The sequence below is a fragment of the Wolbachia endosymbiont (group A) of Yponomeuta plumbellus genome, from assembly GCF_947251575.1.
GTDB classification, from domain to species: Bacteria; Pseudomonadota; Alphaproteobacteria; order Rickettsiales; family Anaplasmataceae; genus Wolbachia; species Wolbachia pipientis.
Map to the genome: position 1 here is coordinate 424,279 of NZ_OX366353.1, position 26,200 is coordinate 450,478.

24 protein-coding genes, 1 tRNA gene and 4 pseudogenes are annotated in these 26,200 nt (G+C 35.3%); 13 read left to right on the forward strand and 16 right to left on the reverse strand.

Annotated features, from left to right (window positions below):
• The first annotated feature begins 130 nt into the window (after positions 1-130).
• The 4 genes and pseudogenes from secG to OPR39_RS07400 form a co-directional block, all read left to right on the forward strand.
• The gene (secG, locus tag OPR39_RS02100; RefSeq protein WP_007548880.1) at positions 131-451 is read left to right on the forward strand and encodes a preprotein translocase subunit SecG; all 321 of its coding nucleotides are present in this window, start codon (positions 131-133) and stop codon (positions 449-451) included.
• The gene (locus OPR39_RS02105) at positions 451-2,055 is read left to right on the forward strand and encodes a CTP synthase (RefSeq protein WP_015588967.1); all 1,605 of its coding nucleotides are present in this window, start codon (positions 451-453) and stop codon (positions 2,053-2,055) included. The genes secG and OPR39_RS02105 overlap by 1 nt, the downstream gene beginning before the upstream one ends.
• A 25-nt stretch (positions 2,056-2,080) precedes the next feature.
• Positions 2,081-2,491, forward strand: a complete 411-nt coding sequence (locus OPR39_RS02110) for a nucleoside deaminase (RefSeq protein WP_015588966.1) — start codon at positions 2,081-2,083, stop codon at positions 2,489-2,491.
• Between the two features lie 205 nt (positions 2,492-2,696).
• A pseudogene (locus OPR39_RS07400) lies at positions 2,697-2,777 on the forward strand (WPE palindromic element domain-containing protein); the annotation flags it as partial.
• Between the two features lie 183 nt (positions 2,778-2,960).
• Here OPR39_RS07400 and OPR39_RS02115 read toward each other — a convergent pair.
• Complete coding sequence (locus OPR39_RS02115; RefSeq protein ID WP_256359313.1) at positions 2,961-4,226, reverse strand: MFS transporter; 1,266 nt, start codon at positions 4,224-4,226, stop codon at positions 2,961-2,963.
• Positions 4,227-5,328: 1,102 nt separating this feature from the next.
• On the opposite strand from OPR39_RS02115, the gene OPR39_RS02120 reads away from it, so the two are divergent.
• The 3 genes from OPR39_RS02120 (at position 5,329) to OPR39_RS02130 (ending at position 7,974) form a co-directional block, all read left to right on the forward strand.
• Positions 5,329-5,997 (forward strand): AAA family ATPase, encoded by a 669-nt coding sequence (locus OPR39_RS02120; protein WP_265038972.1) that lies wholly within the window; start codon positions 5,329-5,331, stop codon positions 5,995-5,997.
• A 5-nt stretch (positions 5,998-6,002) separates the two neighbouring features.
• Positions 6,003-6,428 carry an AAA family ATPase gene (locus OPR39_RS02125; RefSeq protein ID WP_265038975.1) on the forward strand — a complete coding sequence of 142 codons (426 nt, stop codon included), beginning with the start codon at positions 6,003-6,005 and terminating at the stop codon, positions 6,426-6,428.
• Between the two features lie 547 nt (positions 6,429-6,975).
• Positions 6,976-7,974, forward strand: coding sequence for a pyruvate dehydrogenase complex E1 component subunit beta (locus tag OPR39_RS02130; protein WP_015588962.1), 999 nt, complete (start codon positions 6,976-6,978; stop codon positions 7,972-7,974).
• Here OPR39_RS02130 and OPR39_RS02135 read toward each other — a convergent pair.
• Positions 7,950-8,330, reverse strand: coding sequence for a TrbC/VirB2 family protein (locus OPR39_RS02135; protein ID WP_015588961.1), 381 nt, complete (start codon positions 8,328-8,330; stop codon positions 7,950-7,952). The genes OPR39_RS02130 and OPR39_RS02135 overlap by 25 nt on opposite strands.
• Before the next feature lie 101 nt (positions 8,331-8,431).
• On the opposite strand from OPR39_RS02135, the gene OPR39_RS02140 reads away from it, so the two are divergent.
• A complete protein-coding gene (locus OPR39_RS02140; protein WP_265038977.1) occupies positions 8,432-8,653 on the forward strand; it encodes a hypothetical protein in 222 nt (73 codons plus the stop codon).
• 406 nt (positions 8,654-9,059) lie between these two features.
• Here OPR39_RS02140 and OPR39_RS02145 read toward each other — a convergent pair whose 3' ends face one another.
• Complete coding sequence (locus tag OPR39_RS02145) at positions 9,060-9,440, reverse strand: hypothetical protein (RefSeq protein WP_265038978.1); 381 nt, start codon at positions 9,438-9,440, stop codon at positions 9,060-9,062.
• A gap of 672 nt (positions 9,441-10,112) precedes the next feature.
• On the opposite strand from OPR39_RS02145, the pseudogene OPR39_RS07405 reads away from it, so the two are divergent.
• Positions 10,113-11,053: pseudogene (locus tag OPR39_RS07405) on the forward strand (IS5 family transposase).
• A 498-nt stretch (positions 11,054-11,551) separates the two neighbouring features.
• On the opposite strand, the gene OPR39_RS02165 reads toward OPR39_RS07405, so the two are convergent.
• Genes OPR39_RS02165 through der form a run of 3 tightly spaced genes read right to left on the reverse strand, consistent with a single transcriptional unit; the run spans position 11,552 to position 13,912 of the window.
• Complete coding sequence (locus OPR39_RS02165) at positions 11,552-12,094, reverse strand: demethoxyubiquinone hydroxylase family protein (protein ID WP_006279362.1); 543 nt, start codon at positions 12,092-12,094, stop codon at positions 11,552-11,554.
• Positions 12,069-12,590 carry a disulfide bond formation protein B gene (locus OPR39_RS02170; protein WP_015589379.1) on the reverse strand — a complete coding sequence of 174 codons (522 nt, stop codon included), beginning with the start codon at positions 12,588-12,590 and terminating at the stop codon, positions 12,069-12,071. Before OPR39_RS02170 ends, OPR39_RS02165 begins: the two co-directional genes overlap by 26 nt.
• Entirely contained in the window at positions 12,587-13,912 is a 1,326-nt protein-coding gene (der, locus tag OPR39_RS02175) for a ribosome biogenesis GTPase Der (RefSeq protein WP_010963041.1), read from the reverse strand. The genes OPR39_RS02170 and der overlap by 4 nt, the downstream gene beginning before the upstream one ends.
• Positions 13,913-14,043: 131 nt before the next feature.
• On the opposite strand from der, the gene OPR39_RS02180 reads away from it, so the two are divergent.
• Positions 14,044-14,253 carry a hypothetical protein gene (locus OPR39_RS02180; RefSeq protein WP_012673405.1) on the forward strand — a complete coding sequence of 70 codons (210 nt, stop codon included), beginning with the start codon at positions 14,044-14,046 and terminating at the stop codon, positions 14,251-14,253.
• Positions 14,254-14,262: 9 nt separating this feature from the next.
• Here OPR39_RS02180 and OPR39_RS02185 read toward each other — a convergent pair.
• The 8 genes and pseudogenes from OPR39_RS02185 to OPR39_RS02220 form a co-directional block, all read right to left on the reverse strand.
• Positions 14,263-15,406: pseudogene (locus OPR39_RS02185) on the reverse strand (transposase).
• Positions 15,407-15,672: 266 nt separating this feature from the next.
• Positions 15,673-16,017 carry a DMT family transporter gene (locus OPR39_RS02190; RefSeq protein WP_006279756.1) on the reverse strand — a complete coding sequence of 115 codons (345 nt, stop codon included), beginning with the start codon at positions 16,015-16,017 and terminating at the stop codon, positions 15,673-15,675.
• A 16-nt stretch (positions 16,018-16,033) separates the two neighbouring features.
• On the reverse strand, positions 16,034-16,348 hold the full coding sequence (locus OPR39_RS02195) for a DMT family transporter (RefSeq protein ID WP_010082606.1): 315 nt from the start codon (positions 16,346-16,348) through the stop codon (positions 16,034-16,036).
• A gap of 99 nt (positions 16,349-16,447) precedes the next feature.
• Positions 16,448-17,554 carry a D-alanyl-D-alanine carboxypeptidase family protein gene (locus OPR39_RS02200; RefSeq protein WP_010082605.1) on the reverse strand — a complete coding sequence of 369 codons (1,107 nt, stop codon included), beginning with the start codon at positions 17,552-17,554 and terminating at the stop codon, positions 16,448-16,450.
• Between the two features lie 790 nt (positions 17,555-18,344).
• Positions 18,345-19,103 (reverse strand): cell division protein FtsQ/DivIB, encoded by a 759-nt coding sequence (locus OPR39_RS02205; RefSeq protein WP_265038980.1) that lies wholly within the window; start codon positions 19,101-19,103, stop codon positions 18,345-18,347.
• Entirely contained in the window at positions 19,084-20,037 is a 954-nt protein-coding gene (locus tag OPR39_RS02210; protein ID WP_265038982.1) for a D-alanine--D-alanine ligase, read from the reverse strand. Before OPR39_RS02210 ends, OPR39_RS02205 begins: the two co-directional genes overlap by 20 nt.
• Positions 20,038-20,126: 89 nt before the next feature.
• Positions 20,127-20,912, reverse strand: a complete 786-nt coding sequence (locus tag OPR39_RS02215; RefSeq protein WP_015588845.1) for a hypothetical protein — start codon at positions 20,910-20,912, stop codon at positions 20,127-20,129.
• Between the two features lie 193 nt (positions 20,913-21,105).
• Positions 21,106-21,480: a ferredoxin family protein gene (locus OPR39_RS02220; RefSeq protein WP_141456813.1), complete on the reverse strand. Its 375-nt coding sequence runs from the start codon at positions 21,478-21,480 to the stop codon at positions 21,106-21,108.
• Between the two features lie 61 nt (positions 21,481-21,541).
• Here OPR39_RS02220 and dprA point away from each other — a divergent pair.
• Positions 21,542-22,629 (forward strand): annotated as a pseudogene (gene dprA, locus OPR39_RS02225) (DNA-processing protein DprA).
• A 223-nt stretch (positions 22,630-22,852) separates the two neighbouring features.
• Here the strand turns inward: dprA and OPR39_RS02235 are convergent.
• Positions 22,853-23,581 carry a triosephosphate isomerase gene (locus OPR39_RS02235; RefSeq protein WP_015588848.1) on the reverse strand — a complete coding sequence of 243 codons (729 nt, stop codon included), beginning with the start codon at positions 23,579-23,581 and terminating at the stop codon, positions 22,853-22,855.
• 24 nt (positions 23,582-23,605) lie between these two features.
• Positions 23,606-23,678: transfer RNA gene (locus OPR39_RS02240), tRNA-Thr, on the reverse strand.
• A gap of 78 nt (positions 23,679-23,756) precedes the next feature.
• Between OPR39_RS02240 and rsmA the strand changes: the two genes are divergently transcribed.
• On the forward strand, positions 23,757-24,566 hold the full coding sequence (rsmA, locus tag OPR39_RS02245) for a 16S rRNA (adenine(1518)-N(6)/adenine(1519)-N(6))-dimethyltransferase RsmA (protein WP_265038986.1): 810 nt from the start codon (positions 23,757-23,759) through the stop codon (positions 24,564-24,566).
• Positions 24,567-24,682: 116 nt separating this feature from the next.
• Entirely contained in the window at positions 24,683-26,176 is a 1,494-nt protein-coding gene (guaB, locus tag OPR39_RS02250; RefSeq protein ID WP_065095043.1) for an IMP dehydrogenase, read from the forward strand.
• Positions 26,177-26,200: the final 24 nt, after the last annotated feature.

The following is a 26,200-nucleotide window of genomic DNA, read 5'->3' on the forward strand; positions in this document are numbered from 1 at the left end:
TTTATGCATATGTTAATCAAAATAAGGTAAGCAGTAAATACATACTTAGATTTCAAGTTATTTGGGTGACAGATGTTCTTGACTTACGTGCTTTGTACTGCTAAAATTTTTATTTTCAGCCCTATCTATAATGTCAGTAGCGGTATTAAGTATATTTCAAATAATATTGGTTGTTGTGTTAGTAATTTTAGTGCTCTTGCAGCCGCCTGGAAGTAGTTCGTTAAGTGGTTTTAGTAATACACAACAGGGGGTCAATTCGATGATTCCGGTGAAATCTTCTGAAAACCCGCTCAGCAGAATAACGGCTATTGTTGCTGGATTGTTTATTATAAACACATTGCTATTGTCAGGATTATGTTCAAAAGACGTACATAAAAAATCGATCGCAGAAAAAATTATATTAGAAAAAAAGCAAGAAAGTGAATCTACTTCTGTTCCATTTGAAAATTAATGAAGGAAGCTAAATTTATCTTTGTCACAGGTGGAGTTGTGTCATCGCTTGGTAAAGGCTTAGTTGCTTCGAGTGTTGGTGCGCTTCTTCAAGCTCACGGTTTTAAGATCCGTATCAGAAAACTTGACCCGTATCTCAACATTGATCCTGGGACAATGAACCCAACTCAGCACGGAGAGGTATTTGTTACCGAAGATGGTGCTGAAACTGATTTGGATCTTGGGCATTATGAGCGTTTTACTGGAATTAAAGCAACAAAAGATGACAATATAACAACTGGTAAGATATATCATGAGTTATTGAAGAAAGAGAGGCGTGGTGATTATCTGGGCAAAACTGTGCAAGTCATTCCTCATGTAACAGATTTGATCAAATCGTTCATTTTTAATGGTACGGAAGGTTTAGATTTTGTAATATGTGAAATAGGCGGAACTGTAGGTGACATTGAAAGCCAACCATTTTTGGAGGCTATACGCCAAGTTAACTACACATTAGGAAAACAAAGAGTTATCCTGATTCACTTAACTTTAATACCATATCTTACCGCAGCGCAAGAATTAAAGACAAAACCAACGCAGCATTCAGTTCGAGAGTTAAATTCCGCGGGGTTACAACCAGATATTATATTATGCCGCAGTGAGAAAGAAATTTTCGATAATCAAAGAGAGAAAATAGCTAAGCTTTGCAATGTTTCTTTATCCAATGTGATACCTGCCCCTGATGTGAGTCATATATATGAGTTACCGGTGTTGTATAGCCAATGTGGGCTTGATACGCAAATTTTGGAGCACTTTCATTTAAGTAAGCCAAAACCAAGCTTGACTGAATGGGATCAAATAGTGCATTCCATAAGGCACCCAACACAGGAAGTTACTGTATCTATAGTGGGAAAATACACCGAATTCCCTGATGCATACAAATCACTGGTTGAAGCATTAAATCATGGTGCGATTAGTAATAAAGTCAAAGTAAAGATAAATTGGGTTAACTCAAGAGAGAAGGAAGAAAAACCTATAAATGAAAAGCTTATAGGGGAGAAGTTACAGAATTCTCATGCAATCCTTGTTCCAGGGGGGTTTGGTGATGACGGAGTAGAGGGTAAAATATTAGCAATAAATTATGCCCGTACAAATAATATCCCATTTTTCGGAATTTGCCTTGGTATGCAGCTTGCAATTATTGAATTTGCTCGTAATGTTGTTAAGCTTGAAGATGCACACTCTGAAGAATTTCGTAACTGTAAACATCCAATCGTTAAGTTAGCTGGCGATCAAGATGACGATCTTGGTGGAACCATGAGACTTGGGGCATACAAATGTAATATAAATGCAAACTCTAAAATGATGGATGCATATAGTAACACTACTATTTCAGAAAGACACAGGCATAGGTACATAATCAATTCAGATTATAAAGATGACTTAGAAAAAAATGGGCTGTTATGCAGTGGCATATCAGAAGATGGAACGTGCATAGAGGCAGTGGAGTTAGAGAGTCATCCGTGGTTTATTGGTGTGCAGTTTCATCCAGAATTTCAATCAAAGCCGTTTTCTCCTCATCCTCTTTTCGTGTCGTTCGTTAAAGCAGCAATTGATAAGAAATAAGTGCCTAGTGTTTAAGTATCAATATATGGAGCTTGCCATAGAGCAAGCCAAACTCGCTCAAAAAAATGATGAGGTGCCCATAGGTGCTGTAATAGTGAGTGGAGACAATATCATTTCTTCTGCACACAATATATCCAGCGATCCAACTGCACATGCAGAGATGTTAGCGATCAGACAAGCATTTTCAACTCCCACGCTTTGTGATGCTGATATGTACGTAACATTAGAACCATGTCCGATGTGTGCTCAAGCCATTTCCTTTGCCAGAATTAAACGATTGTACTTTGGAGCTTATAATCCAAAAGGTGGAGGAATTGAAAATGGTGCTAAGATATTTCAATTTTGCAGCCATATACCTGAAGTTTATGGTGGGATATTAGAAACAGAATGCTCTTTTTTGTTAAAGGATTTTTTTGAGAAACTAAGGAACATTTGATAAATCGTCATGCTACTTGTTTTCCGATACAAAATCGTCATCCCGCTACGTGTTAGCGGGATCTATGCTAGGAGATACCGTGACGGTATGGCGGTTAAGTAATTCGTCATTCCAGCGCGTGACGCACAACTATACAAACATTGTCCACCAGCAGGGTGTCATCCGAGTAGCTGACACTGCCCTCCTTTGTCATCCCAGTGCTTGACACTGGGATCCAGAAGACTTAATTTTAACCAAGTGGCTGCATAATAAAGGCTGGATTCCAGTGTCAAGCACTGGAATGACATTACAGGGACACTGGGATGACATCATCCTTTTCTCTGGATTCCAGACTGGAATGACAGCAGTCCTACGTCATACCGTCACGGTATCTCTAGATCCCGCTAACAAGCAGCGGGATGACGGTTGTCAGGGTGTCAGCTACTTAGATGAAACCCTTTCCCGGTCTATCAAATCACATAGGAGAAAACTAAGACCAATCAAATTTCTTATCTTGCGGTTTTATTTGCAATATTGCTACCACACTGATCAACAAGCAGAAGACTATATAAAGCCCAGCAGCAAGGTTTGTTTGAGGAAATGTTACAGTCAACCAAATACAAACCATAGGAGTAAATCCTCCATGTAACGCATAAGAGATATTGCGTGATAAGCTCACACCACTAAATCTAACATTGGTAGGAAAGAGTTCAGATGCAACTATTCCTATGGGAACTATACCCCTTTCTATTATAGAGAGAACCATTACGCTCAACGCAATCACAAGATAATTTTTATAGTAATATGCAATAGATAACGCAGGACAACACAGTGCCATTGTAATTGCTATAAATAAGATTGCAGTGCGCTCTTTTCCAACTTTATCAGCCAACATTCCAAACGCTATTGAAGATATCGGCATTAATACACTGGTTATAATCAATACAATTTCGTTGATATATGTTGTTACATAAACATCCACTGATGCTATTTCCTTTGCGAGAGTTCGAAGAAATATGGTAAATCCAACAGCAACATTAACAGGTACAGATATTAAAATAGCAAGTATAAGAGCTCTCTTGTGGCGTTTTATAAGCTCTATTATTGGCAAATCAGGTAAATTTCTTTGTTTTCGATTTTTTTCATATGCTGGAGTTTCTCCCAATGTGTATATGCTATACGCGCTAATTAATCCTAAAATAGCTGAGAAAATAAATGGCAATCTCCAACCCAAGGTACAAAAATCAGTAGTTTTTTTGCAGATAATCACTATCACCGCAGAAAGCAAGACGCCAATGGAGCGACCAAAACCCATCATTCCAAAATACATCCCTAAGTTCTCTTTCCTACTGGATAAATGCTCTATAAGATAAACAGAACTTCCTTGTTCACCACCAAGTGCAATTCCTTGTGTTATATGGATTGCAAGAAGCAATATAGTAGAAATTATACCTACTTGATTGTGACTTGGAATAAATGCAATGAGACTTGATGGTATCGATATTAGCAAGATAGTAATTATTAATGCTATCCTCCTTCCATACCTGTCACCAACGTGACCAAATATGAATGCACCAAGTGGCCTTACAATTGCACCTAGCCCTACAATTCCAAATAATTGCAGTATGTTACTGTAGACATCTTTTGCAAAACAAAACTCTCTGCTGATTATGTTAATCAAATCAATAAAAAGCATGTAGTCATACCATATTGCGATTCTGCAGAGTATGGTTGATATCAACACCCTTGTTTGCACTAAATTCAATTCGTAAATGTTTGCTTATTCTATTCTGGCTGCTTTTTGGGATTTTACAACCTAAACATATAGAGTTGACTTTTTTATTATGGTGTGTGATAATTGCAATGAATATAGCCTATTTAGCAGCACTTATAGCAGCAGCTATAATAAAAATAGCAGCAGTAATACTTTGTGCTATAATGTGTATAAGCATTTTCTTTATATTATTTAAGGGAAAAAGAACACTTAGATTCAAAAGGATTTCTATCTCTTCTGAAAACAGTAGGTGTAATTTATATAATACTATCAATTATATCTCTCCCACTTATTATATTAAGCCTTACTACTCCGTCACCTCTGGTAGTAGGTATAGTAGGTGGTATCGTTGGTGCTATTTCCATAATACCATTAATAGTAGCTTACATTTTGCTTGTGGCTATATCGAATATCTTTATTACCAAGTCTTTATAAATTTGAGCTAATGTTACTGTCTTCATTTCTTCTTGGTTGTAATATTGCTGAAAGTTATCTATTTCCATAGGTATAACATATAATCTGATTTTATAAGATATTCTACCGGGATTAAAATATCGTAAATCTTAGGCGTTATAAACAAAATTTACAGGAAAAATAAGATGATACTACTCAAAAAGGCAAACAAGACGGTATTTTTCTGGCATAAGTTAGCGTTCAGCTTTACCTTTCCTTGCAAGACATTTTAGAGCTATTATGTCTTACTTCTTGAAGATACAAGTTAGCGTTTTTAACCCGAATTCTGGATTGGAGATTAAAAAAAACAAGAATATCAATAGCTTATTGTTTTAGCATTTACGATAAAGCAGTAAGCATTTTAAGACTAGTTACTAATTTAGTAAAATTCAAGACTTTCAATAATTTACCTAAAATCTAATCCAGAATTCTGGTTAATAATAAAATCTTGTTTTTTGAAAATGAATTTGGTAAACTTTAAAGATGTATGTGACAATATGGTGATATATTGTTTTTAGTATTTAATAAATTAAAGTACGTACTTGATAATTTTTCTGAACGCTCTAATCAAGCTAAAATAGGTAAGCTAGATAAAATTATTCTTAGTTTAAAATTGGTATAAGGTATTAAGATGAAAAAAATTGAAATTTCAGAATTACTAAAAAGAATTTCAATCTGTTTACTATGCGTGGCAACTATTGTCTCTATCGCTTTTTTGTTTGCCTATATGCATACAATGTTGCTTAGTAAAGGGTATGAGTTAGCTGCACATTATGTTAGTGAAGCTATGCCTTGTGTGTTACTTGTCGTTCCCCTTTTTATTGTTTGGTTTGTATATGATCAAGTATTCAGCAAACTAAAGGAAGTAGAGCTGCCTATATCGATAGAATTAGCTAATTCAGATGATAAAAGAATAACATTTGCTGATGCTATAATTGATGACTCCTTAAAACAACGGTTGCAGATGATTTGCTGTGACCAAATGACAGAAGAAATGCGCAAGCTGTTTGGAAATAAAAGTATTAATTCACTAAGAGGTTACATATTATATGGCCCTCCTGGAAATGGTAAAACACTTATCGCTCGTGCAATTGCAGGTGAATCAAATATGAATTTCATAAGCATCTCAGGTCCTGAACTTATTGGAGTATATATTGGTCATGGTGCACATGCTGTACGCGAGCTTTTTAAAATAGCAAAAAAATATTCTCCTTGTATAGTCTTTATAGATGAAATAGATGCAGTTGCTCAAAAAGAAGTACCGCTAATAACTCAGCTTACCATTGTCGAGAGAGTTTAACACAGTTGTTAACTGAAATAGATGGATTTAAGAGCAGAAAAGATATAATAGTAATTGGTGCAACTAACCTTATCGGTGGTATAGATCCAGCACTTATTAGACCTGGACGTTTAGGTCAGAAGGTTTATGTCCCTAATCCAAACATAGAGGTGAGACAAAAGATATTGGCACTTTATATGCGAGGTACAAAAACTGATGAAAAGCTAAGCCTCCAAGACATTGCAGACAAGACTGAAGGCTATTCTGGGGCTGAGTTAGAGCAATTAGTGAATGAAGCAAAAATTAGCGCTGGTGCGCAAAGACGGCTTATAGTGAGTGAGGAAGATTTCAGTTACGCGCTTCACAGGTTAAGTCCAGAACAAGAAAGAGATAGAATAAAGTTAGTTTCAAACGCGAAGACACAGATAGAAGAAACTTCTTTTATACGGTAAACATAAAAATTGAAATTATAGAAGTGTAGCTGAGCCAACCTTCGTTATTCTTATTATTACCCACAAATAAAGACATGGTATTGCATTTACTCAAATAATTTAATTTTATTAACCTGAAAGCTTATTGGATTAAAATTATTAAATTAAGAGTTATAATTTTAGCAACTAAAAGCTGTAAATTGCACCATATAAACAGTTATTTCAAGCAAAAGTTATACTGACCTTAGCCAGAAAAAGTGGTGGAAAAGTTAGGAATGTTTTTTACAAAAAAAGACAGTATCAATAAAAAGGATTTTATTCTATTTGAAATATAAAATTATCATGTATTTTTCTGTTATTCCCAAGTGAATTATTATTAACTTAGCAGTATATATTATTAAAAACACAAGCAATACAATCATTTTTAGCAACCAAAACCAGCAAGCGTGAGAAGATTTTTTTTTGGAATGAGTTGGTCATGATGTTTGTAAAACTTAATTTGTACACTTTACTTACCCCCAGTAATTCTGATATAGTTACTTTAGTTAAAGTCTATAAAAGTTTATAAATGGCAACCTTAAGTGTAAGAGAAGCTTTATGCACAGCAATTAGAGAAGAAATGCAAAACGACTCTGATGTGCTTATCATGGGTGAAGAAGTTGCAGAGTATGATGGTGCTTATAAAGTAACGAAAGGATTACTGAAAGAGTTTGGAGAAAACAGAGTAGTTGATACGCCTATTACCGAACATGGATTTGCTGGCCTTGCTGTTGGAGCGGCATTTGCTGGATTAAAGCCAATAGTCGAGTTTATGACTTTTAATTTTTCTATGCAAGCTATTGACCAAATTGTGAATTCCGCAGCAAAAACAAATTATATGTCAGGCGGACAACTTGGATGCCCTATAGTATTTCGTGGACCAAATGGCGCTGCAGCAAGAGTTGCTGCACAACATTCTCAATGCTTTGCAGCTTGGTATTCGCATATACCGGGGTTAAAAGTAATAGCACCCTATTTTGCCTCAGATTGCAGAGGTCTGCTTAAAGCTGCAATTCGTGACCCTAATCCGGTAATATTTCTAGAAAACGAAATAGCTTATGGACATGAGCATGAAGTTTCTGACTCTGAGCTATCAAACAAAGATTATCTACTTGAGATAGGCAAAGCTGCTGTTATACGGGAAGGAAAGGATGTAACTATCACTGCTTTTTCATTAAAATTAATGGATGCCTTAAATGCAGCAGATTTACTTTCGAGTGAAGGTATAGAAGCTGAAGTTATTGACCTCAGAACCTTAAGACCACTTGACACTCAAACTGTTATTAACTCTATTCAGAAGACTAATAGGTTAGTTAGTGTAGAAGAAGGATGGCCATTTGCAGGAATAGGAGCAGAGCTGTCAGCCGTTATTATGGAACAAGGATTTGACTACCTTGATGCTCCAGTTGTACGTGTAACTGGCAAGGACATCCCCTTACCTTACGCTGCAAATCTAGAAAAAAAAGCATTACCGCAAGTGGAAGATATAGTTGAAGCCGTGCATCAGGTCTGTTTTAGAAAAAAATAGTTCTTTTTTGTGTCTCCTGTTCCGCATTGGTCCATCAAAGAAGTATTTCCAGTGCCGCCTATACCACCCATTACTTTTATGACGATAGTTTTAGCACCGAAAAATACAGCACAAAATATACCGAGTGCAAAAAGAGCTGGCCATGGCATTCTACCAAATATCGCAAGCAAAGCTGCACCTATTATCACTACGGTCATAAGCGGTCCGCCTATTCCCCAAACGTAGCCAATAATGTTACATATTACTTGAGCAGTTGTATCAGTATTAGTGTCAGCGGCAGCACTCCCAACATGAGAAAAAGAAATAAATAATACTATAAGAAAAATATTGAAAATTCTCTTGATTGTAGGATTCATCTCTATACCTTAAACTTAGATATTGTAATTATATCTAAAATAGTATAATTTTTAGTAAAACTAGCATAAAGATTGAATAACAAACGGTGCCACAAAAGTAGTTGACACACAACTGCACGAACATTGTGCTACCAGGAGGGCAATGCTTCCTTCTCCTGTCATCCAAGTGCCCTCTTTTTGTCATGAAAGTAGCTGACACTGATTTCCATCCAAGACGGTGTCATCCAACTCCCCTGCCATCCCAGTGCTTGACACTGGGATGGCTTTGTTGCATCGCTAGCTATGATGGATTAAAGATAAAAAAAGGTGGAGAATATCAGTAGCTTATTATTCTGGTATTTATAACAAGAACGGTCAGTGAATACCTAAATTTGAGTAAAAGAAATTTCACTACCACTCACTAATCCGGCTAAAATTCAAGAATTTCAATGCTTTAGCTATTTTCAATAGAATTAAATTTATTAATATAAATAACAAATTACTATTCTTAAATTTGATCAGATTGATTGCAAAAAAAAACAAGATTTTCAATAAGTTGCTTATAATCCTAACTATAGTTAGCCTTTCATAAGTAGCGATGCAACAAAGCCCACTGGGATCCAGCCTTTCTGCAATCTCATCGAAAACGTTGTAACCACTTTCTATGCTAGTTTGCTTGTGAGCAACCTGGATCCCAGTGTCAGCTACTTGGATGACAAAAAAAGGAGCACTGGGATGACATCTTTATATTTAGGGCAAAAGAGGTACTTTCCGCTCATTTTTAACATTTCCTTCTTTTGCTTCATCCACTTTAGAGTCTGGTTCTTTATGTGTATCAGTCACAGATTCTTTTTCTGCTTGCATTATTTTACCTGATATGTACTCCTTAGCTTGCTTAGCGAGATCGATTACAATAACTACTCCAATTGCAGTTGCAATCGTAAGTGCTAGTGCATGTATTCCTACTGCAGGTAAGGACTCTAGTGCTGCTGATAAAGATGATAAGGAATCTACTTTACATATTGGAAAAACACCACTTACAGCGATAAAAGCTCCAGCTATGATGTTTCCAATAAACAGTAAAAGAGAAGTTAAGAACAAGTGCTGATAATTTTCAGGCTGTTGAGACAATCCTTTCGATGTTATTGAAAGCAAAATGTAAGCTACTATTAATGGTATTATGGAAATAGCACCAACGATACCACCTACTATACCTACTACCAGAGGTGACGGAGTAGTAAGGCTTAATATAATAAGTGGGAGAGATATAATTGATAGTATTATATAAATTACACCTACTGTTTTCAGAAGAGATAGAAATCCTTTTGAATCTAAGTGTTCTTTTTCCCTTAAATAATATAAAGAAAATGCTTATACACATTATAGCACAAAGTATTACTGCTGCTATTTTTATTATAGCTGCTGCTATAAGTGCTGCTAAATAGGCTATATTCATTGCAATTATCACACACCATAATAAAAAAGTCAACTCTATAGCTAACCCAAGAAAGGTTTCCCGCGTCATACCGCGATTCATTCGCGGTATCTCTTAGCCGCTAACAAGCAGCGGGATGACGAATTGCTTAACCGTCATACCGCCGCAGACCGTCATACCGCCGCGGTATCTCATCCGCTAACACGTAGTGGGATACTTGATCTTTACAGGGATGACGGTTGTCAGGCTAGCCTGTCATCCCAGTGCCCAGACACTTGGATGGCTTTGTTGCATCGCTCAAGTGAAAAGAACTGGCAGTTACTGACAAAATTCATTATAAATAGCCATTTAACTGTTGAAGAAAAAATATGCCACAAAAAATGAGAGTCAGTAACTGCCATGAATATAACAAATTTCTCCAAGAAAGAGGAAGCATTTTTTGTTATATCAATGACGCCATAGAAAATTGGTACGAGAATTGTCCAAAAATGCAGGGCGGCAACTATATTTATAGTGATAAAGTTGTGATTTTGGTGCATATAATCGTCAGTTTCTTTAGAATTGGTTTAAGACAAACAGTCGGGTTTATAAAAGGGTATTTGCAACAAATAGGAAGAGATTTGGCAGTTATCAGCTATTCACAAGCATCAAGAAGGTTTAAGAAACTTAATATTAAGATAAATGATTGCAGAAAATAATATGGAAGACATCGAAATTGCTATAGACAGTACAGGAATTAGTATATACAACAACACTCCTGGTCATAGCAAAGAAAATAGCGAAGATAGAAAGTATCGCAGCTATGAACAGACAAGAAAATTGCATGTAATGTTGAATACAAACAGCAAAAAAGCCATAGCTGTAAAATACAGTAACGGCTGATCACTATGGAGCTTGTGATTTGCTAAAAGAAGTCGATTTTCAGCATGCCATAAAAGCACTATATGCAGATAGAGCATGTGATAGGCACAAGTTTTATAAGTTGTGTAACGAATATGATATAAAGACAAAAATTCCACCAATAAACAATGCGGCAGAACATCCAGAAATAGATTATATGTCTGACAGGAATGCTGCTATTAGGTTAATAAAATTATACGGTGAAGATGGCATGAAAGAATGGAAAAAAGAAGTAAATTATGGGAAAAGATCTTATATTGAAGGGTTTTTCTCAAGATTAAAGCAAATATTCGGATTTAGTTTTAGGAATAAATCTGAGATAAATCGAGAAAAAGAACTGCCAATCAAATGCTATTTGCTTAATAAATTCACTGATATTGGTATGGCTAAATTTGAGATAGTTACATGAATTTACCATAAATCACCATCTCATAAAGTGTGATGCAACAAAGCCGTCTGGAATCCACAACTGTACGAACGTTGTAGTTTGGACCACCAGTGGGGTGTCATCCCAGTGCCCAGACACTGGTTCTATGCAACTTAATTAAAAACGTTTGTTTTAGTGTAAGACAATTACCTTTAGCTTATCAGCTCAGTTATAAGCAAAATTTCTGGATTCCAGACTGGAATGACACCATTTGCTGTGCAATTTACCTTCAAAAATGAATGTTCGTACAGTTGTGAACCTGTGGCAGGTATTACATAAGAGCATTTCCCTCTTCTAAATTAAAACGCACTTTTGCCTCCTTTGCAGTCTATACTTTAGATGTATTTAATTTACAAATACTAATTATTTATTAATAATGGTGATATGTAAATATAGTTATAAAATAATTGTTACACTTGAATTCCTTCCTGGTTTCTGTTGTTATCAGAACATTTAAAACACTTTAAGAAAGCTGCTTAGTTAAATTAACTTAGACAAGTAAATAGCAGTTTTGCAGCCTGTTTTTATGAATGATGATAAAATGTTGTAGCCAAATGCGCTTTCAGCATTGTGCTGAATTGCAATATCTTTGTGCTCTAACTCCTCGTCGCGAAATTTACTTATAGTTTCTCTTAATTCCCCATCTTCTAAATGTGAAACTTGCTCTTTGTAGTGCTCCCCGATAACTTCTTCAACTGCAGCAGTGCAAGCCATAGCAGCTTTTTTGCCCATAATGGCAGTTGCAACGCCAAGCGACACTCCTAAAACACGCCAAACAGGCAACAAAACAGTAGGACGAACTTTTTGCTCTTTGATTTTCTCATTAAAATAGTGAAAATGCTTTTTTTCCTGCTCTTCCATTTCAATTATTTCATTGATTATAGAAGATTTCTTAAGAATAAATTTTTGACCAGAATAAATGCAAATAGCTCCATATTCTCCAGCGTGATCTACTCTAATTGCCTGTTGCAAGAACTGATTGTTGCTGTACCTTAAATTATTTAGATTTCTTTCTTTCTCCACAATACACCTTACCTGATACGAACAGAGCTACTATGAGATAAATTAGATTCCATGTTGCTAAGGAAACACCTAGAACGTAATGAGGTCTGTCACAAGATGGAGAGTAATTAGGATTTAGTAGATTATTTCTGAGCTCTTCTATACTAACGTTACCACTTGCTTGCTCTGTACAACCTAAAACATCATGAAATAAGTGGAGTTCAAGACCTATATGATAAAAAGATATTACTGCACCTATGAGGTAGCTGCAAAACATTGCATAGATTAGAATTTTGTTGTCTTTAAGCATGCACGCTACTGCAAGTAATCCGGCGATATAGTAAACTATTCGCTCGTATGTACATAACTTGCATGGCAGCATGTTGAAAAAATATTCTAGCACATATGCAAAAATTAGAGCAGCGGCACTCGACAGCAGAAAGATTGCAGGAATTCTGGAATTATTACACATAACTTTAAGTAAATTATCCCTGAAAGTATAAAGCAGAGTATTCATTTTACATAGGGATTTTTATTTTTTTTCAAAAGCAATCTAACTGGCACACCGTCTGCAAAGAAATTTTTTCTGAGATCGTTAATTAAATAGCGTTTGTAACTTTCATCAACACTTTCAGGTATGTTACATATCAAAGAAAAAGCTGGAGGTTTAGTACCAATTTGAGCGATATACTTCATTTTAACTGCTTTGCCTTTTACAAGAGGGTGAGAATGTTTTCCTACAGCATCTATGAGCCACTTATTCAGTTTTGCAGTGCTGATCTTCTTGTTCAAGGATTCACTCACTTCAAGACACTTATCTATCACATCACCGCAGCGCATGCCTTTTAACGCAGAAATTGTTATAGTTGGCACTTCCAAGAATAACCTGGTTACTTCCTGTTGTTTGACAAATTTTATTAACCTGCTTCTGTCATCCTTACCTATTAAATCCCACTTATTTAAAACAACAATAATCCCTTTCCCTCCCTTAATTGCAGCTTCACCAATTGATAAATCCTGCTGCTCAATACCAACTAGGGAGTCTAGCATTAAAACTACCACATGAGAGCGCTTGATTGATTCCATGCTTTTCTCAACAAATCTTGATTCTAAGCCATCTACAACATTCGCCTTTCTGCGGATTCCGGCAGTGTCAATTAGAGTAATTAACTCTCCATCATGATCATATGTAATATCCACAGAATCACGTGTGGTACCTGGCTCTGAACTTGTTATTAGTCTGTTTTCTGCAAGTAAACCATTTAAAAAAGTTGATTTTCCAACATTCGGACGGCCGATGATCGCGATCCTCAGCCTACTCAGTTCATTGTTAGGTAACTCAGTGTTCTCGTTAAAATTTTCAATAACACCAGCTAATGCATCATAAAGATCAACCATGCCAAGATTATGCTCGGCAGAGATATACACCGGGCCAAGAAAATCAAAAAACTGCAAATAATCAACATTTTCGGATTTATGACTCTCGCATTTATTTGCTACTAGTATTACAGGTTTATTTATTTTTCTCTTCAGCCACTTTGCAAACTCTTCATTTCGCTCATTTTGCACTTTTGCATCAACAAGAAAGAAAATTATGTTTGAATTGGATAAAGAAAATTCGATTTGTTCAATAACTTGTAGTGAAAAATTAGTTTGGTCGTTCCATCCTCCTGTATCTATAACTTTAAACTCCAAATCGCTAATTCTCCCCATTCCCTCTCGCCTATCCCTTGTCACTCCTGGAATGTTACTCACTACTGCTGCTTTTCTTCCTACTAATCTGTTGAATAGGGTCGATTTTCCAGCATTTGGTAGGCCTACTATGGCGATTTTTAGCATAATTCAAGGGCATGTTCTATATGAAGTAAATTATAACCGAAACTTTTCAATTTAACTATTGACTTCGTAGATTATATAAGCATACTACAGTTAGAATTTTTTTATTTCGTTATGTAAAATATGGGGTAGTTATGCTAGTGTCAGAGCAAATAGAGAGTGTAGATAGAGAAGAATTAAAGCAACAAAATCATATACATAAAGATACAGAGTGTTCGGAAGAGACGACAATATATGGGCATATTAATCAACATATGGAAAAAAACATCTCAAATACATTGCATGAAATATATGATGCTCTTATGTCATATAACGAATCGGAACAGCCAATGGCGTCAACTTAAGAACTTTCATTAGCAAACTCTCCTAAAGACATGATGGCGTTTAGGCTTATCTACTTTATTGCGGCTGTCCCGGTCGGATTTTAACTTTAGCGCGTATACTTAAAAAGGGCTTGAAAGTTTTTTGGCGCAATAAGTACCTGATAGAGTTTCTGCCTCATTACACCAAATAAAACTGAAAAATTTAAACGATACTCAGTAATTTGATCTGGGTTCCAAGGCCCTTGTGCATCACACATATGAAGCGATAATATATTGCACATGACCAAGTTTGCCCAAAATTCTTGTAATACAGCCTCTCCAGAAAAATTCTCTAACTCTGCTCCTACTTTGAGTCGTTTATAGCACTCCTCTATGTGCCACCTTAACACATAAGCTTTGCTCCAAAGTCTCGGTCAAAAACTCTGTTTCTCAGTTGGCTAATGTCAGCACTATAACTCTTACTTTCTGTCCTTTCATTTTATTTTTTAGCTTTTCATTTTCTAATATAAAATCAAAATCTAATTCGCCAGCGTTCCCATAGCTTACTATAATTTCTTTTTTGCAAGCGAAAAATAAAATCTACTTCCAAATCATAATGCTGCTGAATGAATTTTACTGAAGACGATCATAGATAAATAATAATTTCTCTTGATTTAATAAACGCATTTGAGTGATAACTTCGGGTAATTGCTCTGCCGCCAACGTTTGTTCACCTATATTCCAAGCTGCAAGACGAGCACTACAAATTAGCGAAGTACACAAATCAACAAACAAATTGCCAATGGTGCCTGTTGTTCCATTTGGTTCAAACTCGGATACAATTTCCCCAGAGCTGGGTAATCTCATACCAGAACCATCTGCTGCAATAAGTCTATAGCCTCTCCAACTCAGGTTCATCCTGATAGGCTGTTTGGATGCTTAAATTCTTGAAAGCCTGTATGGCAAATCTTATACCTTGCTTTAGAAAAAGCTTGCTTTGAGGGTACATGTCAATGGCTCCATAAGTTCACATTCTATTCCCAAACTTTTTTTAACTAACTTTAAAATCATAGAAAATACTGTCGAAAAAGGAAGTTTTCTTGTTCGTGTAAAACTCAACACAATGGATTTTCTGAAAAGTTTTCGAGTATATTATATTTTTAATTTGTAGAATAAGGTTTTTTCCTTTTTGCATATTTCACCTAAAAAGGACACATTTTAGACTTCTTTGTTGAAATAAAACAGAAACAAAAGTGCTGTCCCTTGCACTCTTTGGATAATTTAATGATAAAAAATTTAGAGAGAAATTTTATACACTATCGCTGATATTTTTCCTTAAGTTGACGCCATTGTGTGAACGGATACGGTTTCCCGTCTTCACCATGCTATATAGAAAAAAGTCTGGATTCCAATTTGCATGACAATATGGAGTATCTGCTTCTTTCATCCCAGTGGGATCTTTTATTCCATTTTATCAACAGTTTGTTTTGCAGTATCAAACAATTTTAATCCTATAATCCCGAATGTAACTAAAATAAAGCATATTACTTCGAATAAATTAACTGGTTCATCAAATAGGTAAACTCCAAGTATCGAAGCTCCTATAGCGCCCACTCCAGTCCAAATTGCATAGCATACTCCGATAGGTATAGAACGTGTAGCGAGCGAAAGTAAATATGTACTAAGAGCCATGGAGAGTATGCTAATTATTGATGGTACGAGATGAGTAAATCCATAACTATGCTTAAGTGTTATGACCCAGAACACTTCAATTAGTGACGATAAGAGTAAATATATCCAATTCATGCATAAATTTTTAGGTTTAAATAGAGAGCTTCAGCCCTATGCTTCCTATTACAATTAAAACGATACATAAAACTTGAGATAAATTAATATTCTCTGTGAAAGTGGTTGCACCAATTATAGTTATTCCAATTGTGCATATTCCAGAGGAAACTGCATAGCATACCCTAATAGGTAGAAAGCATGCTGCAAGAGATAAAAAGTAAATGCTAATGATCATAATTACCAATGTTGCAATCGAAGGCACAACTTTAGTAAAACTGTTACTAAACTTTAGCGTTACAGCCCACAGTATCTCTAGGATACTAGACAGCAACAAATACAACCAGCACATTTTCGTAACATTTCAATCTTGTATTGTAACAGAAATTGTTAGTTAAAACTACACTAAAGTGCAATAGATCTCTCTTTCGGAATTGCTTTAATATCAAACTTAAAACAACATCCTAAAAAACTTTTCTACGAAATTCAATTCCTGCACGTCATTTGCTGCATAAAGTGGTGTAGTTTGTTGCTCAATACCTGGTATTTCTACAAAAACTTTGCCCACTTCTTGACCTTTTTTAATGGGTGCAGGTATCATATCTTTATATTCAATACGCACCTTAATTTGGTCATGCAATTTGCGGTTGTAAGTTATGGTAACATCGTTTGCAACTGTAATAGGCACTTTTCTATCTTTTCCATAGAGAACATTTACTTCCTCAACTACGCTGTCTTTAACGAATATTTTCTTAGTGTTAAAATGATTTAAGGAGTATTGTATCAATCTTTTTGCTTCTTCTATTCGCTCTTTCTCAGTGTTTAAACCATTTACGACAGCAAAAATTCTCCTATCATTTCGTTTTGCAGATGCTACAATGCCGTAACCACCAGCATTTGTATAACCGGTTTTTAAGCCATCAACCCCAATATCGTGAAAAAGTAGAAGATTTTTATTCTTTTGTACAATTTCATTATATGTCAAATATTGTTCGGAAAATAAATCATAATATTCAGGAAAATCGGTGAAAATCCTTTTTGCCAGCATTACCAAGTCTTTTGCGTTCATAAAATGATCTTCATCTGGCCACCCGCTTGAGTTGACAAAATGACTGTCATTCAGATTCAAATTTTGTGCAACTTCATTCATTTCAGCCACAAAATTCTCTTCTGATCCTGCAATGCCCTCGGCTAGTGTTATGCAGGCATCATTGCCTGAGACTATTGTAATTCCTTCAAGTAATTCCCTCACCGTAACGGATTGACCTTCTTTCAAAAACATGGAAGAGCCTCTCCTTTCCCACGCTTTTCTACTTACTCGAAATTTATCCTCCATGTGTATTATTCCAGCTTTTAGATAATCGAAGGCTATATATAAAGTCATTAGCTTGCTCATTGAAGATGGGGCCATTTTTTCATCAGAATTATGGTCAAAAATGAATGAGTCTGAAGCTAAATCTAAGACTACTGCTTGCTTTGCTTTGGTTCTAAACTGGTATGAGTATGAAGAAAAAGGAAGTATAAAAACTAATAGCAAAATTACCAATCTGCTTAACATATCTATAATTTTAAATTTATAGTGTACTAATTAATAGTATAATTTTACAGGGGCATTTCAATAGATCTCTTGCATAAAAATTCCTTGACAAACTTCGCCAGCCCCCTTATCATGAAACTGAAGCTATTTATTTATCTTCTCTGTACAGATTAAATGACAAAAAAACTCACGTATCTGGCGTCTCATGTTTAATTTTTTGCACTATGTGCACTCTATGTCTTTATCAAATTTCTGGGTTTTTACCTACACAAGCTGAAATACGCTATTTAAAACATTAAAAAACGCCAACTTAAAAAATAGATAGTGAATAACTAGCTACCCTAGGGTTTCTTTTGCCTTTTTTTCTGTTTAGTAAATTTCTTAATGTTTATAATTTAGATTAGTTGCGGCTTAAAAGCAACTGAATCGCGGTTATTAAACGTTTAGAATAAAAAAAACGCCATACTTGAAAGTATAATGTAAGTAATTAGCCAACCACGGGGCTTCTTTTGCCTTTTTTTTATTTGGTAAATTTCTTAATATTTATAGCTAAACGACAACCGTCATCTCGCTGCTTGTTAGCGGCTAAGAGATACCGCGAATGAATCGCGGTATGACGGTATGCGGCGGCGTGACGATAAGCTCGTCATCCCGCTACGTGTTAGCGGGATCTATGTTAAGGTATGGCGGTTAAATAAGGGATCTATGTTAAGAGATACCGCGAATGAATCGCGGTATGACGGTTCGCGGCGGGATTCCAGTGTCTGGGCACTGGGATGACAGGAAAAGGGGCTACTTGGATGACAGCAGATCACCTCTTCACAAAAATTTTATCAGTAATACGCATATCAATAATACTCCAATCGCTGAAAGTAAAATCAGTTGTATTGTGTAAGTGGTTTAAATAGTCCCATGCACTATAAGGGTTATCTTCAGGCAGTTTTACTGTGGAATCGTTATCAAGTATGATATTCCATCTTCTATTCCCTATATAAGCAAAAGAAGAAATGTGGTCTCTTAATTGAGTTTTACTCTCCAACACATCTCTAACAAATTCTAGGTTTGATAACGAGTTTTGTCCTTTAATTACAACAAGATCATCTACTAGATAGTCATCTACGATCACTTTACCTTCAAAATCAATTACCGAGGTTTTGTTATTATCTTTCCAGAGAGCAAACGGTTTATGCTCATCTATATTAATGTGTAGAGTATTGGGCAAAATTCTGTGAACTCTTACGTGTTTTATCCACCTGCTTACGGATTGTATGTTACCGGCAAGTTTTGAAAGTGATATATACAGGATAGGTTGCGTTCTATCTGTCAAACTTAGAATATCCTTTTTGTTTGTAAATTTATTGCCGCTCACGACTACTTCGTCGATTGAAAATCCACTACTGAGTAATAAACTAGATAGGCAGTCATTATACCAAGTAAAGTAGTAATTAAATCGATTTATTATTTTATCAAGTGAGCTGTAAGGTATTAGCTTAAGAAAAAGTGCTGTGATAATAACCAAGGCACACTTACGCAAAAAACTCCTTTGGCTTCTAGTAATACTGCTCAACATGACTTAAATCCCTAATATTTTTGTGCTGCAAACTATCTTCAATAATAATTTTAACTAATTCATTAAAATTGATTCCTTTTGCCAATTTTGCAATTTCTGGCACTAACGATAACTCAGTAAACCCAGGATGTGTATTAATCTCAAGCATTTTTAAAGTGTTATTTTTGGGATTATAACGGAAATCTGAGCGGGAAATAGTTTTGCATCCTAAAAATTGATGAACTTTCAGTGCGTGTTCCAAGGTCATTTTATATATATTGTTAGGAATTTCAGCGGGAAATATATGTTCTGCAAATCCATCTGTATACTTTGCTTCATAATCATAGAATTTATTTTTTGGTCGTACTTCTATAGTGCCAATTGCTTCATCCAGCAATACAGCAGTATGTAACTCTATGCCCGGTATGTATTCTTCTACGATCATCTTTTCCATTATAGTAGAACTATTATCTTTCAGTTCTAAGTAATCCTCGTGCGAGAAAATTATGTACACTCCAATACTTGAACCTTCATTAATTGGTTTTAAGACGTACGGATAATCGATTTTAATATTATTTTTTAGTAGATCTTCTCGGCTAATTACATAACCTTTTGCAGTGTCGATACTAAGGGACCGAAATATATGCTTTGACATCACTTTATTCATAGCAACAGCAGAAGCCATAACTCCTGAGTGTGTATATTTTATACCTAAAATCTCCAATAAACCTTGAATGCAGCCATCTTCACCATAAGGTCCATGCAGAGCGATAAAAGCAAGGCCCGAATTAATTTTTCTAAGCTTTTCAGCAATGTTACTGTCAACATCTATTTCTATTGCATTATATGAAAGGCTATCGAGCGCCTTCTTTATTGCTTTTCCGCTCATAAGCGATATTTCTCTCTCACAAGAAAACCCACCACTTAAAATTGCTATAGTTGGAACCATAAGCATTCTATGTTTTACTATATAGCATATATAATGGTTACATTAAGCTTATTAAATACCTACTTTGGCTAACTATAAGACCTTCTTACTTTCCTTTAAGCACTTTTTTTATCCACTTCAAATAGCGTGCTCGGCAACGGTACTGGCGTGTTTGCTGCACCTTTATACTGTTCACAGACAAGCTTTTCTAAATCCTCAGCAGATTGTTCTTTTGCTTCTTCTTTTTTCACTACTCCACTAGTTACTAAATCAATTAAGGCTGTAGTGTGTATTATCATTCGATTATTTAGCTCAAATATCTTTTTTGTATCAAGTGAGGGGTTTCTAATTAAGGCAGATAGTGCATGCATATATTTGTCTATATCAGAAAGACTTTTGCTTGTATCATAGTTGCTAACTAATATATATTCCTTCAAACGCTCAATTTCTTCTGGAGTAAACTTGTAAACTTCATCAAGTTTCCTTATTAAAGATATAGTAAGTATTCTACTTAGAACTCTTAATTCTCTAATAAATTGTACTCCTTCTCCTTCAGGATAAGACATTTCTTCCTTTTTATATTTCTTGAATAATTCTTGATCATAAGACTTCTTAAAATCTGACATTATTGCCAATGCTAACTCTTTTGAACCTAACTTATAAGCTTCGTTGAAGCTGCTTGCGTTGGCATCTTGTGCACCGCCTGCAGTAATTCCACAACTCCAAGAAATCTTTTTAAACAAGCTATAATACTCTTTTATCATCTCTTCCAGCAATATTTTAATATCATCTTCGGTTAACTTTACTGTTGATAATAGATCACATGTTTTTTCAAGATTACCGTTCGCTTGAAAAAGTAACCCTTCAATCTTTTTAATGGTTTCTCTTTTATTTATACTCATAACTTACCCCCAAGATTTAATGCTAACAGCTAGTTTTATAATCAAATATTTCAAAAGTCAATAAGCCTTTTTCCTTAATCCTTAAATTAATCGATACTAATTTATCAGCATAACAACTTAGATAACGCAACTATTTTCAGCAACCAAAAACAATAACCCTGAAATACAAAAAGTTTCTTTTCCTTCAGCAGTATTATTCTAAATTTTCCTCAAAATAAGTTGTTTTATCCTTTTTTTCCTTATACTCTTCTGCTGTATAGAGAGGTTGCTTCTTAGCTGTGATATTTGGCCATTTTTGTGAGTATTCTACGTTTATGTTGTAAAATGATTTGAAGATTTTTTGTTCACTGTTCAGTAACTCTTCATCTAGTTCTAAAATATCTTTTATGGAATCATCAGTTACAATTGCATCTACTGGACACTCAGGTATGCACACTCCGCAATCAATACATTCATCTGGGTTAATCACGAGCATGTTTTTACCTTCATAGAAGCAGTCAACGGGACATACTTCCACACAGTCCGTATATTTACATTTTATGCATTTATCTGTAACAAAATGCGTCATAAAACACTGTATATTTGCATTATCTTGGGTACACTAAATTGATAAGAAATTCAAGCCTTTTATGAAGATAAATAAATTGAACAACAAAGAATTAGAAGTATGGTTAAGCTTGGCTAGAACTATAGGACCAACAAAGTTTTTTAGTATACTAAGAACACATGGATCGCTAGATGAGGTGCTAAAATATCTCAATAGGGTGGCTAATAATAAGGTGTATGGCATTCAAGATGCACGAGAAGAAATCAATAATGCAGAAAGAATTGGAGCTAAAATTATACCCGCATGTGACCCAGATTACCCTGATCTTTTAAGAAATATCTCTAGTTGTCCTCCTGTAATAACTGCGCTTGGTGATATATCATTATTAAGCCGTGAGATAATTGCAATAATCGGTGGGCGTAACTCTTCAATGAATGGAAGAAATTTTGCCAATAAGTTGGCACTTGATTTAAGCGAAGCTGGTTTTGTTATCGTTTCTGGACTTGCAAAAGGAATCGATACTGCAGCAAACAGTGTAATATACAAAAATCATCCCACTATTGCTGTTACAGCAAGCGGAATTGATGTGGTGTATCCAAAAGAGAATTTTGATCTATACAAAAAAATCACTGGGAACGGTGGGTTAGTAATTACTGAGCTTCCATTTGCTACTAAACCAAAGCCTCAGTATTTTCCTCAGAGGAATCGAATTATATCTGGCCTATCGCTAGGTGTTGCAGTGATTGAAGCATCGAAACGTTCTGGCTCTCTAATAACAGCAGATTTTGCTTTAAATCAAGGGAGAGAGGTGTTTGCAGTTTCTGGTTTCCCTTTAGATTCACGCTGTAGTGGTAGTAATTATTTAATTAAAAACGGTGCTAAGCTTATCGAATCCGCTGATGACATAATAGAGAGTATTAGGTTTAGTCTACCTCCGCAGCAAAAAAACTATTTGATGTTGAGCACTATGCTGTTAACCAAAAACAAGAAAAATTACAACAGGCAAAATCTGTTATAGTTGATCATATTAACTCTGTACCTGTTGATATAGATGAACTTATATTAGCAAGCGGACTTTCTACCAACATAGCTCTAATGGCTCTTTTGGAACTAGAGTTGGAAAACAGAATAGAGCGTTCCCCGGGGAATAAAATATCGTTAATTTTCTAGATTACTTTAGCTATAGCTAGGTCGTTTTACTAGATGTTCGTACAGATATAGCTAAAGTGGCTTAGGTTTACCTACAATTTGAAAAACAACAAATTCGTCATCCCGCTACGTGTTAGCGGGATCTAGAGATACCGCGAATGAATCGCGGTATGACGTAGGGAAACCTTTCTTGGGTTAGCTATATATGCTTGACACTGAAATGATGTCATTTGTTATAGGATTCTTAGTTGCTGATTTTAGAATTGATAAGAGAAAACTTTTTTTCAACTTGTTGTATAATTTTATAAAAGTGATCGAAATCTAAGCTTGCACTGCCAATTAAAACTCCTGATAAATTTGAGATACTGAGCAAATTTTCTATATTTTCTGAACTGACTGAACCACCATATATAATGTGTTTTTTACTAGTACACAATTTTATTACCTCTATCACCTTAGCAATTGCATCATTATTTGGCACATGACCTGTGCCTATTGCCCATATTGGCTCATATGCTACGGTATATTCACCGTGTGTTGGCAAGCGGTTTTTACATTGATATTCTATTACTTCTTTTGTTTTTTCATTCTTATAATCTTCTGAATTTTCACCTACACAGATAATTGGGTGTAAGCCTGATTCTATTGCTATTTCCGACTTAAGTTTTATTTCACTATCTTTTTCATTAGCCCTTTCAGAATGCCCAAGTATTACGTAAGTACACCCTAGTTCTTTTAACATTTCTGCACTAATTTCACCTGTGTAAGAACCGAACTTTTTATGATGGCAATTCTGTGCTCCTATATTAATATTATTGTTCAACTCTATACTGCTTGGAAATGATGTAAAAGGAGGGCAAATCACTAGCTTAGAGGTAATTTCGTTGCTCTTGTTGTTAAGTTTGCCTATAAAGTCAACAAATGAAGAACGCATTCCATTCATTTTCCAATTTGCTACTATTAAAAAGGACATCAACTTTACTTATATGAGTGAGAGTGCCGGCTGTCGGACTTGAACTGACAACCTACTGATTACAAGTCAGTTGCTCTACCAATTGAGCTAAGCCGGCGTTAAACACATTAATAATATACAATTATCAATGAATTTTAGTCAACTAATTTTTAAAATACTGTATAATGAAAATAATATGAAAAAATTTTTACTGAAGCCAAAAAAGAGTCTAGGGCAAAATTTTATTTTATCGAGTGAGATAAAAAAAATAGTCGCTTTAGCTGGTAGTCTGGAGAATTTTAATGTCATTGAAATTGGTCCTGGATATGGTGCATTAACAAGAGAAATATTGGTGCATAATCCAAAGTCTCTACTTTCTATAGAAAAAGATAGAGATTTAGTAAAACACCATGATCAACTGCTAAATGAGCATCAAGGAAAGTATAAAATTATAGAAGCAGATGCACTGCACGTTATAGAAGAAGAGCTGATAGAACGTCCAGTTAAAGTTATTGCTAACTTGCCTTACAATATCTCGGTAGTGTTATTTTTAAAGTGGTTAAATAATATAAAATTTTTTACGAACTTGACATTAATGTTTCAAAAAGAGGTAGCAGATCGCATTACGGCAAGACCCAATTCTAAAGATTATAGTTCCTTATCAGTGCTAAGCCAGTTACTATGTGATATAAAAAAGGAATTTGATATTGAACCTAAAGAGTTTTTTCCAAGACCAAAAATACATTCTTCAGTAATTACAGTAAATCCTTTGCCTATCCCAAAATTTGCAGTAAATTTGGAAACCTTAACAAGATTAACACGTGCTGTTTTTTCTCAAAGAAGAAAGATGCTGAGAAATAGCTTGCAAAATATAACGAACCACGCTGAAACTGTCCTTGAAAACGCTAAATTGAGCGGAAACCAGCGTCCAGAAAACTTAACTATTGAGCAGTTTTGTTTGCTGGCAAATAATGTAGAATGCTTATTTTGCAATAAAATGTATTAGCAACTATATAGCTTTTCTATCTCCTAAAAACAGTTAGAGCTATACAATTAAAGGCTCCTAGCTAATTTTGCCTATTGCAATTTAATTAATTGGCGTATAAGCTTTAAATAAAGCCTATGAAAAAAATGGAAGCTTGTTATTCGTTTGACGATATACTTCTTTTGCCAGCCTATTCTAATATATTGCCTTGCGATGCAGATACAAAAACTTATTTAACAAATAGTATAGAACTAAATATCCCTCTCATATCCTCTGCAATGGATACTGTTACTGAATCGGGCTTTGCAATAGCTATTGCCCAACATGGAGGGATAGGTTGCATACATAAGAATTTATCAATAGATGAACAAGTTTTAGAAGTAAGAAGGGTGAAAAAATATGAAAGTTGGATCGTGTATAACCCAATTACGATTTCACCGGATAAAACAGTTGCGGAAGCAATTTCATTAATGAGAGAGCACAATTATTCTGGCATTCCTGTAGTCGATCAACGCAAGTTAGTTGGAATTTTAACTAACCGAGATGTGAGATTTATTGAAGACCAGAACATGAATGTAAAAGTTTCCGAAGTGATGACAAAAGATAAGTTAGTGACAGTGCGGGAGCAGGGAGTGAATAGTGCCTCAGCAATGAAATTGTTGCATGAAAATAGAATAGAAAAGCTTTTGGTCGTAGATGAAAATTCTTGTTGTATAGGTTTAATTACGGTTAAAGACATTGAAAAATACAATAGATACCCAAATTCATGTAAAGACAGTAAAGGGCGTCTCAGAGTTGCCGCTGCAATTGGCACTGGTAAAAAAGATGGTATAGACAGATGTGAAGCTTTGATCGGAGAAGAAGTTGATGTAGTTGTTGTGGATACTGCTCACGGTCATTCCGAAAACGTTATCAATACCATTAGGGAAATAAAAAAGATGTATCCTAATACGCAATTAATTGGCGGAAACATTGCAACAAAGGAGGCTGCTGAAGCGTTGATTGATGCGGGTGTTGATGCAGTGAAGGTTGGAATAGGACCAGGATCAATCTGTACAACCAGAATAGTTACAGGTGTTGGTGTGCCACAATTCTCTGCAATCAAGAATGTTGCAGAGGCGTGTAGAGCAAGAAACGTCAGACTAATTGCTGATGGTGGGGTAAAATACTCAGGAGATGTTGCAAAAGCTATTGCAGCTGGTGCTGACTCTGTGATGATTGGTTCGATTTTTGCTGGCACTGACGAAAGCCCAGGTGAGATTATTATGTATAAGGGCAGAGCATATAAAGGCTATCGAGGAATGGGATCTATTAGTGCAATGAAACGAGGTTCAGCTAGCCGTTATTTTCAAGATAAAGATTCAAAACTCAAATTAGTTCCACAAGGAGTGGAAGGAAGAGTTCCATTCAAAGGTCCAGCTTCAGGAGTAATCCATCAATTGATTGGCGGATTGCAAGCTGCAATGGGGTATACTGGCAATAGGAATATAGAAGAGATGAAAAAAAATTGTAAATTTGTTACTATTACTGCATCAGGATTAAGAGAGAGTCACGCTCATGATATAGTCATTACACAAGAAGCTCCAAATTATGCTTATCAAACGTCCAATTTGTCAACCGATTCGGAGTAGTCCAGAAAAAGTAGAGAGAAAGTT

Excerpts from the sequence above, each read along its gene's own strand:
- secG (WP_007548880.1), top strand. The coding sequence starts at position 131 with ATGTCAGTAGCGGTATTAAGTATATTTCAAATAATATTGGTTGTTGTG.
- OPR39_RS02105 (WP_015588967.1), top strand. The coding sequence starts at position 451 with ATGAAGGAAGCTAAATTTATCTTTGTCACAGGTGGAGTTGTGTCATCG.
- OPR39_RS02110 (WP_015588966.1), top strand. The coding sequence starts at position 2,081 with ATGGAGCTTGCCATAGAGCAAGCCAAACTCGCTCAAAAAAATGATGAG.
- OPR39_RS02120 (WP_265038972.1), top strand. The coding sequence starts at position 5,329 with ATGAAAAAAATTGAAATTTCAGAATTACTAAAAAGAATTTCAATCTGT.
- OPR39_RS02130 (WP_015588962.1), top strand. The coding sequence starts at position 6,976 with ATGGCAACCTTAAGTGTAAGAGAAGCTTTATGCACAGCAATTAGAGAA.
- OPR39_RS02135 (WP_015588961.1), bottom strand. The coding sequence starts at position 8,330 with ATGAATCCTACAATCAAGAGAATTTTCAATATTTTTCTTATAGTATTA.
- OPR39_RS02170 (WP_015589379.1), bottom strand. The coding sequence starts at position 12,590 with ATGAATACTCTGCTTTATACTTTCAGGGATAATTTACTTAAAGTTATG.
- der (WP_010963041.1), bottom strand. The coding sequence starts at position 13,912 with ATGCTAAAAATCGCCATAGTAGGCCTACCAAATGCTGGAAAATCGACC.
- OPR39_RS02180 (WP_012673405.1), top strand. The coding sequence starts at position 14,044 with ATGCTAGTGTCAGAGCAAATAGAGAGTGTAGATAGAGAAGAATTAAAG.
- OPR39_RS02190 (WP_006279756.1), bottom strand. The coding sequence starts at position 16,017 with ATGAATTGGATATATTTACTCTTATCGTCACTAATTGAAGTGTTCTGG.
- OPR39_RS02195 (WP_010082606.1), bottom strand. The coding sequence starts at position 16,348 with ATGTGCTGGTTGTATTTGTTGCTGTCTAGTATCCTAGAGATACTGTGG.
- OPR39_RS02200 (WP_010082605.1), bottom strand. The coding sequence starts at position 17,554 with ATGTTAAGCAGATTGGTAATTTTGCTATTAGTTTTTATACTTCCTTTT.
- OPR39_RS02205 (WP_265038980.1), bottom strand. The coding sequence starts at position 19,103 with ATGTTGAGCAGTATTACTAGAAGCCAAAGGAGTTTTTTGCGTAAGTGT.
- OPR39_RS02210 (WP_265038982.1), bottom strand. The coding sequence starts at position 20,037 with ATGCTTATGGTTCCAACTATAGCAATTTTAAGTGGTGGGTTTTCTTGT.
- OPR39_RS02215 (WP_015588845.1), bottom strand. The coding sequence starts at position 20,912 with ATGAGTATAAATAAAAGAGAAACCATTAAAAAGATTGAAGGGTTACTT.
- OPR39_RS02220 (WP_141456813.1), bottom strand. The coding sequence starts at position 21,480 with ATGACGCATTTTGTTACAGATAAATGCATAAAATGTAAATATACGGAC.
- OPR39_RS02235 (WP_015588848.1), bottom strand. The coding sequence starts at position 23,581 with ATGTCCTTTTTAATAGTAGCAAATTGGAAAATGAATGGAATGCGTTCT.
- rsmA (WP_265038986.1), top strand. The coding sequence starts at position 23,757 with ATGAAAAAATTTTTACTGAAGCCAAAAAAGAGTCTAGGGCAAAATTTT.
- guaB (WP_065095043.1), top strand. The coding sequence starts at position 24,683 with ATGAAAAAAATGGAAGCTTGTTATTCGTTTGACGATATACTTCTTTTG.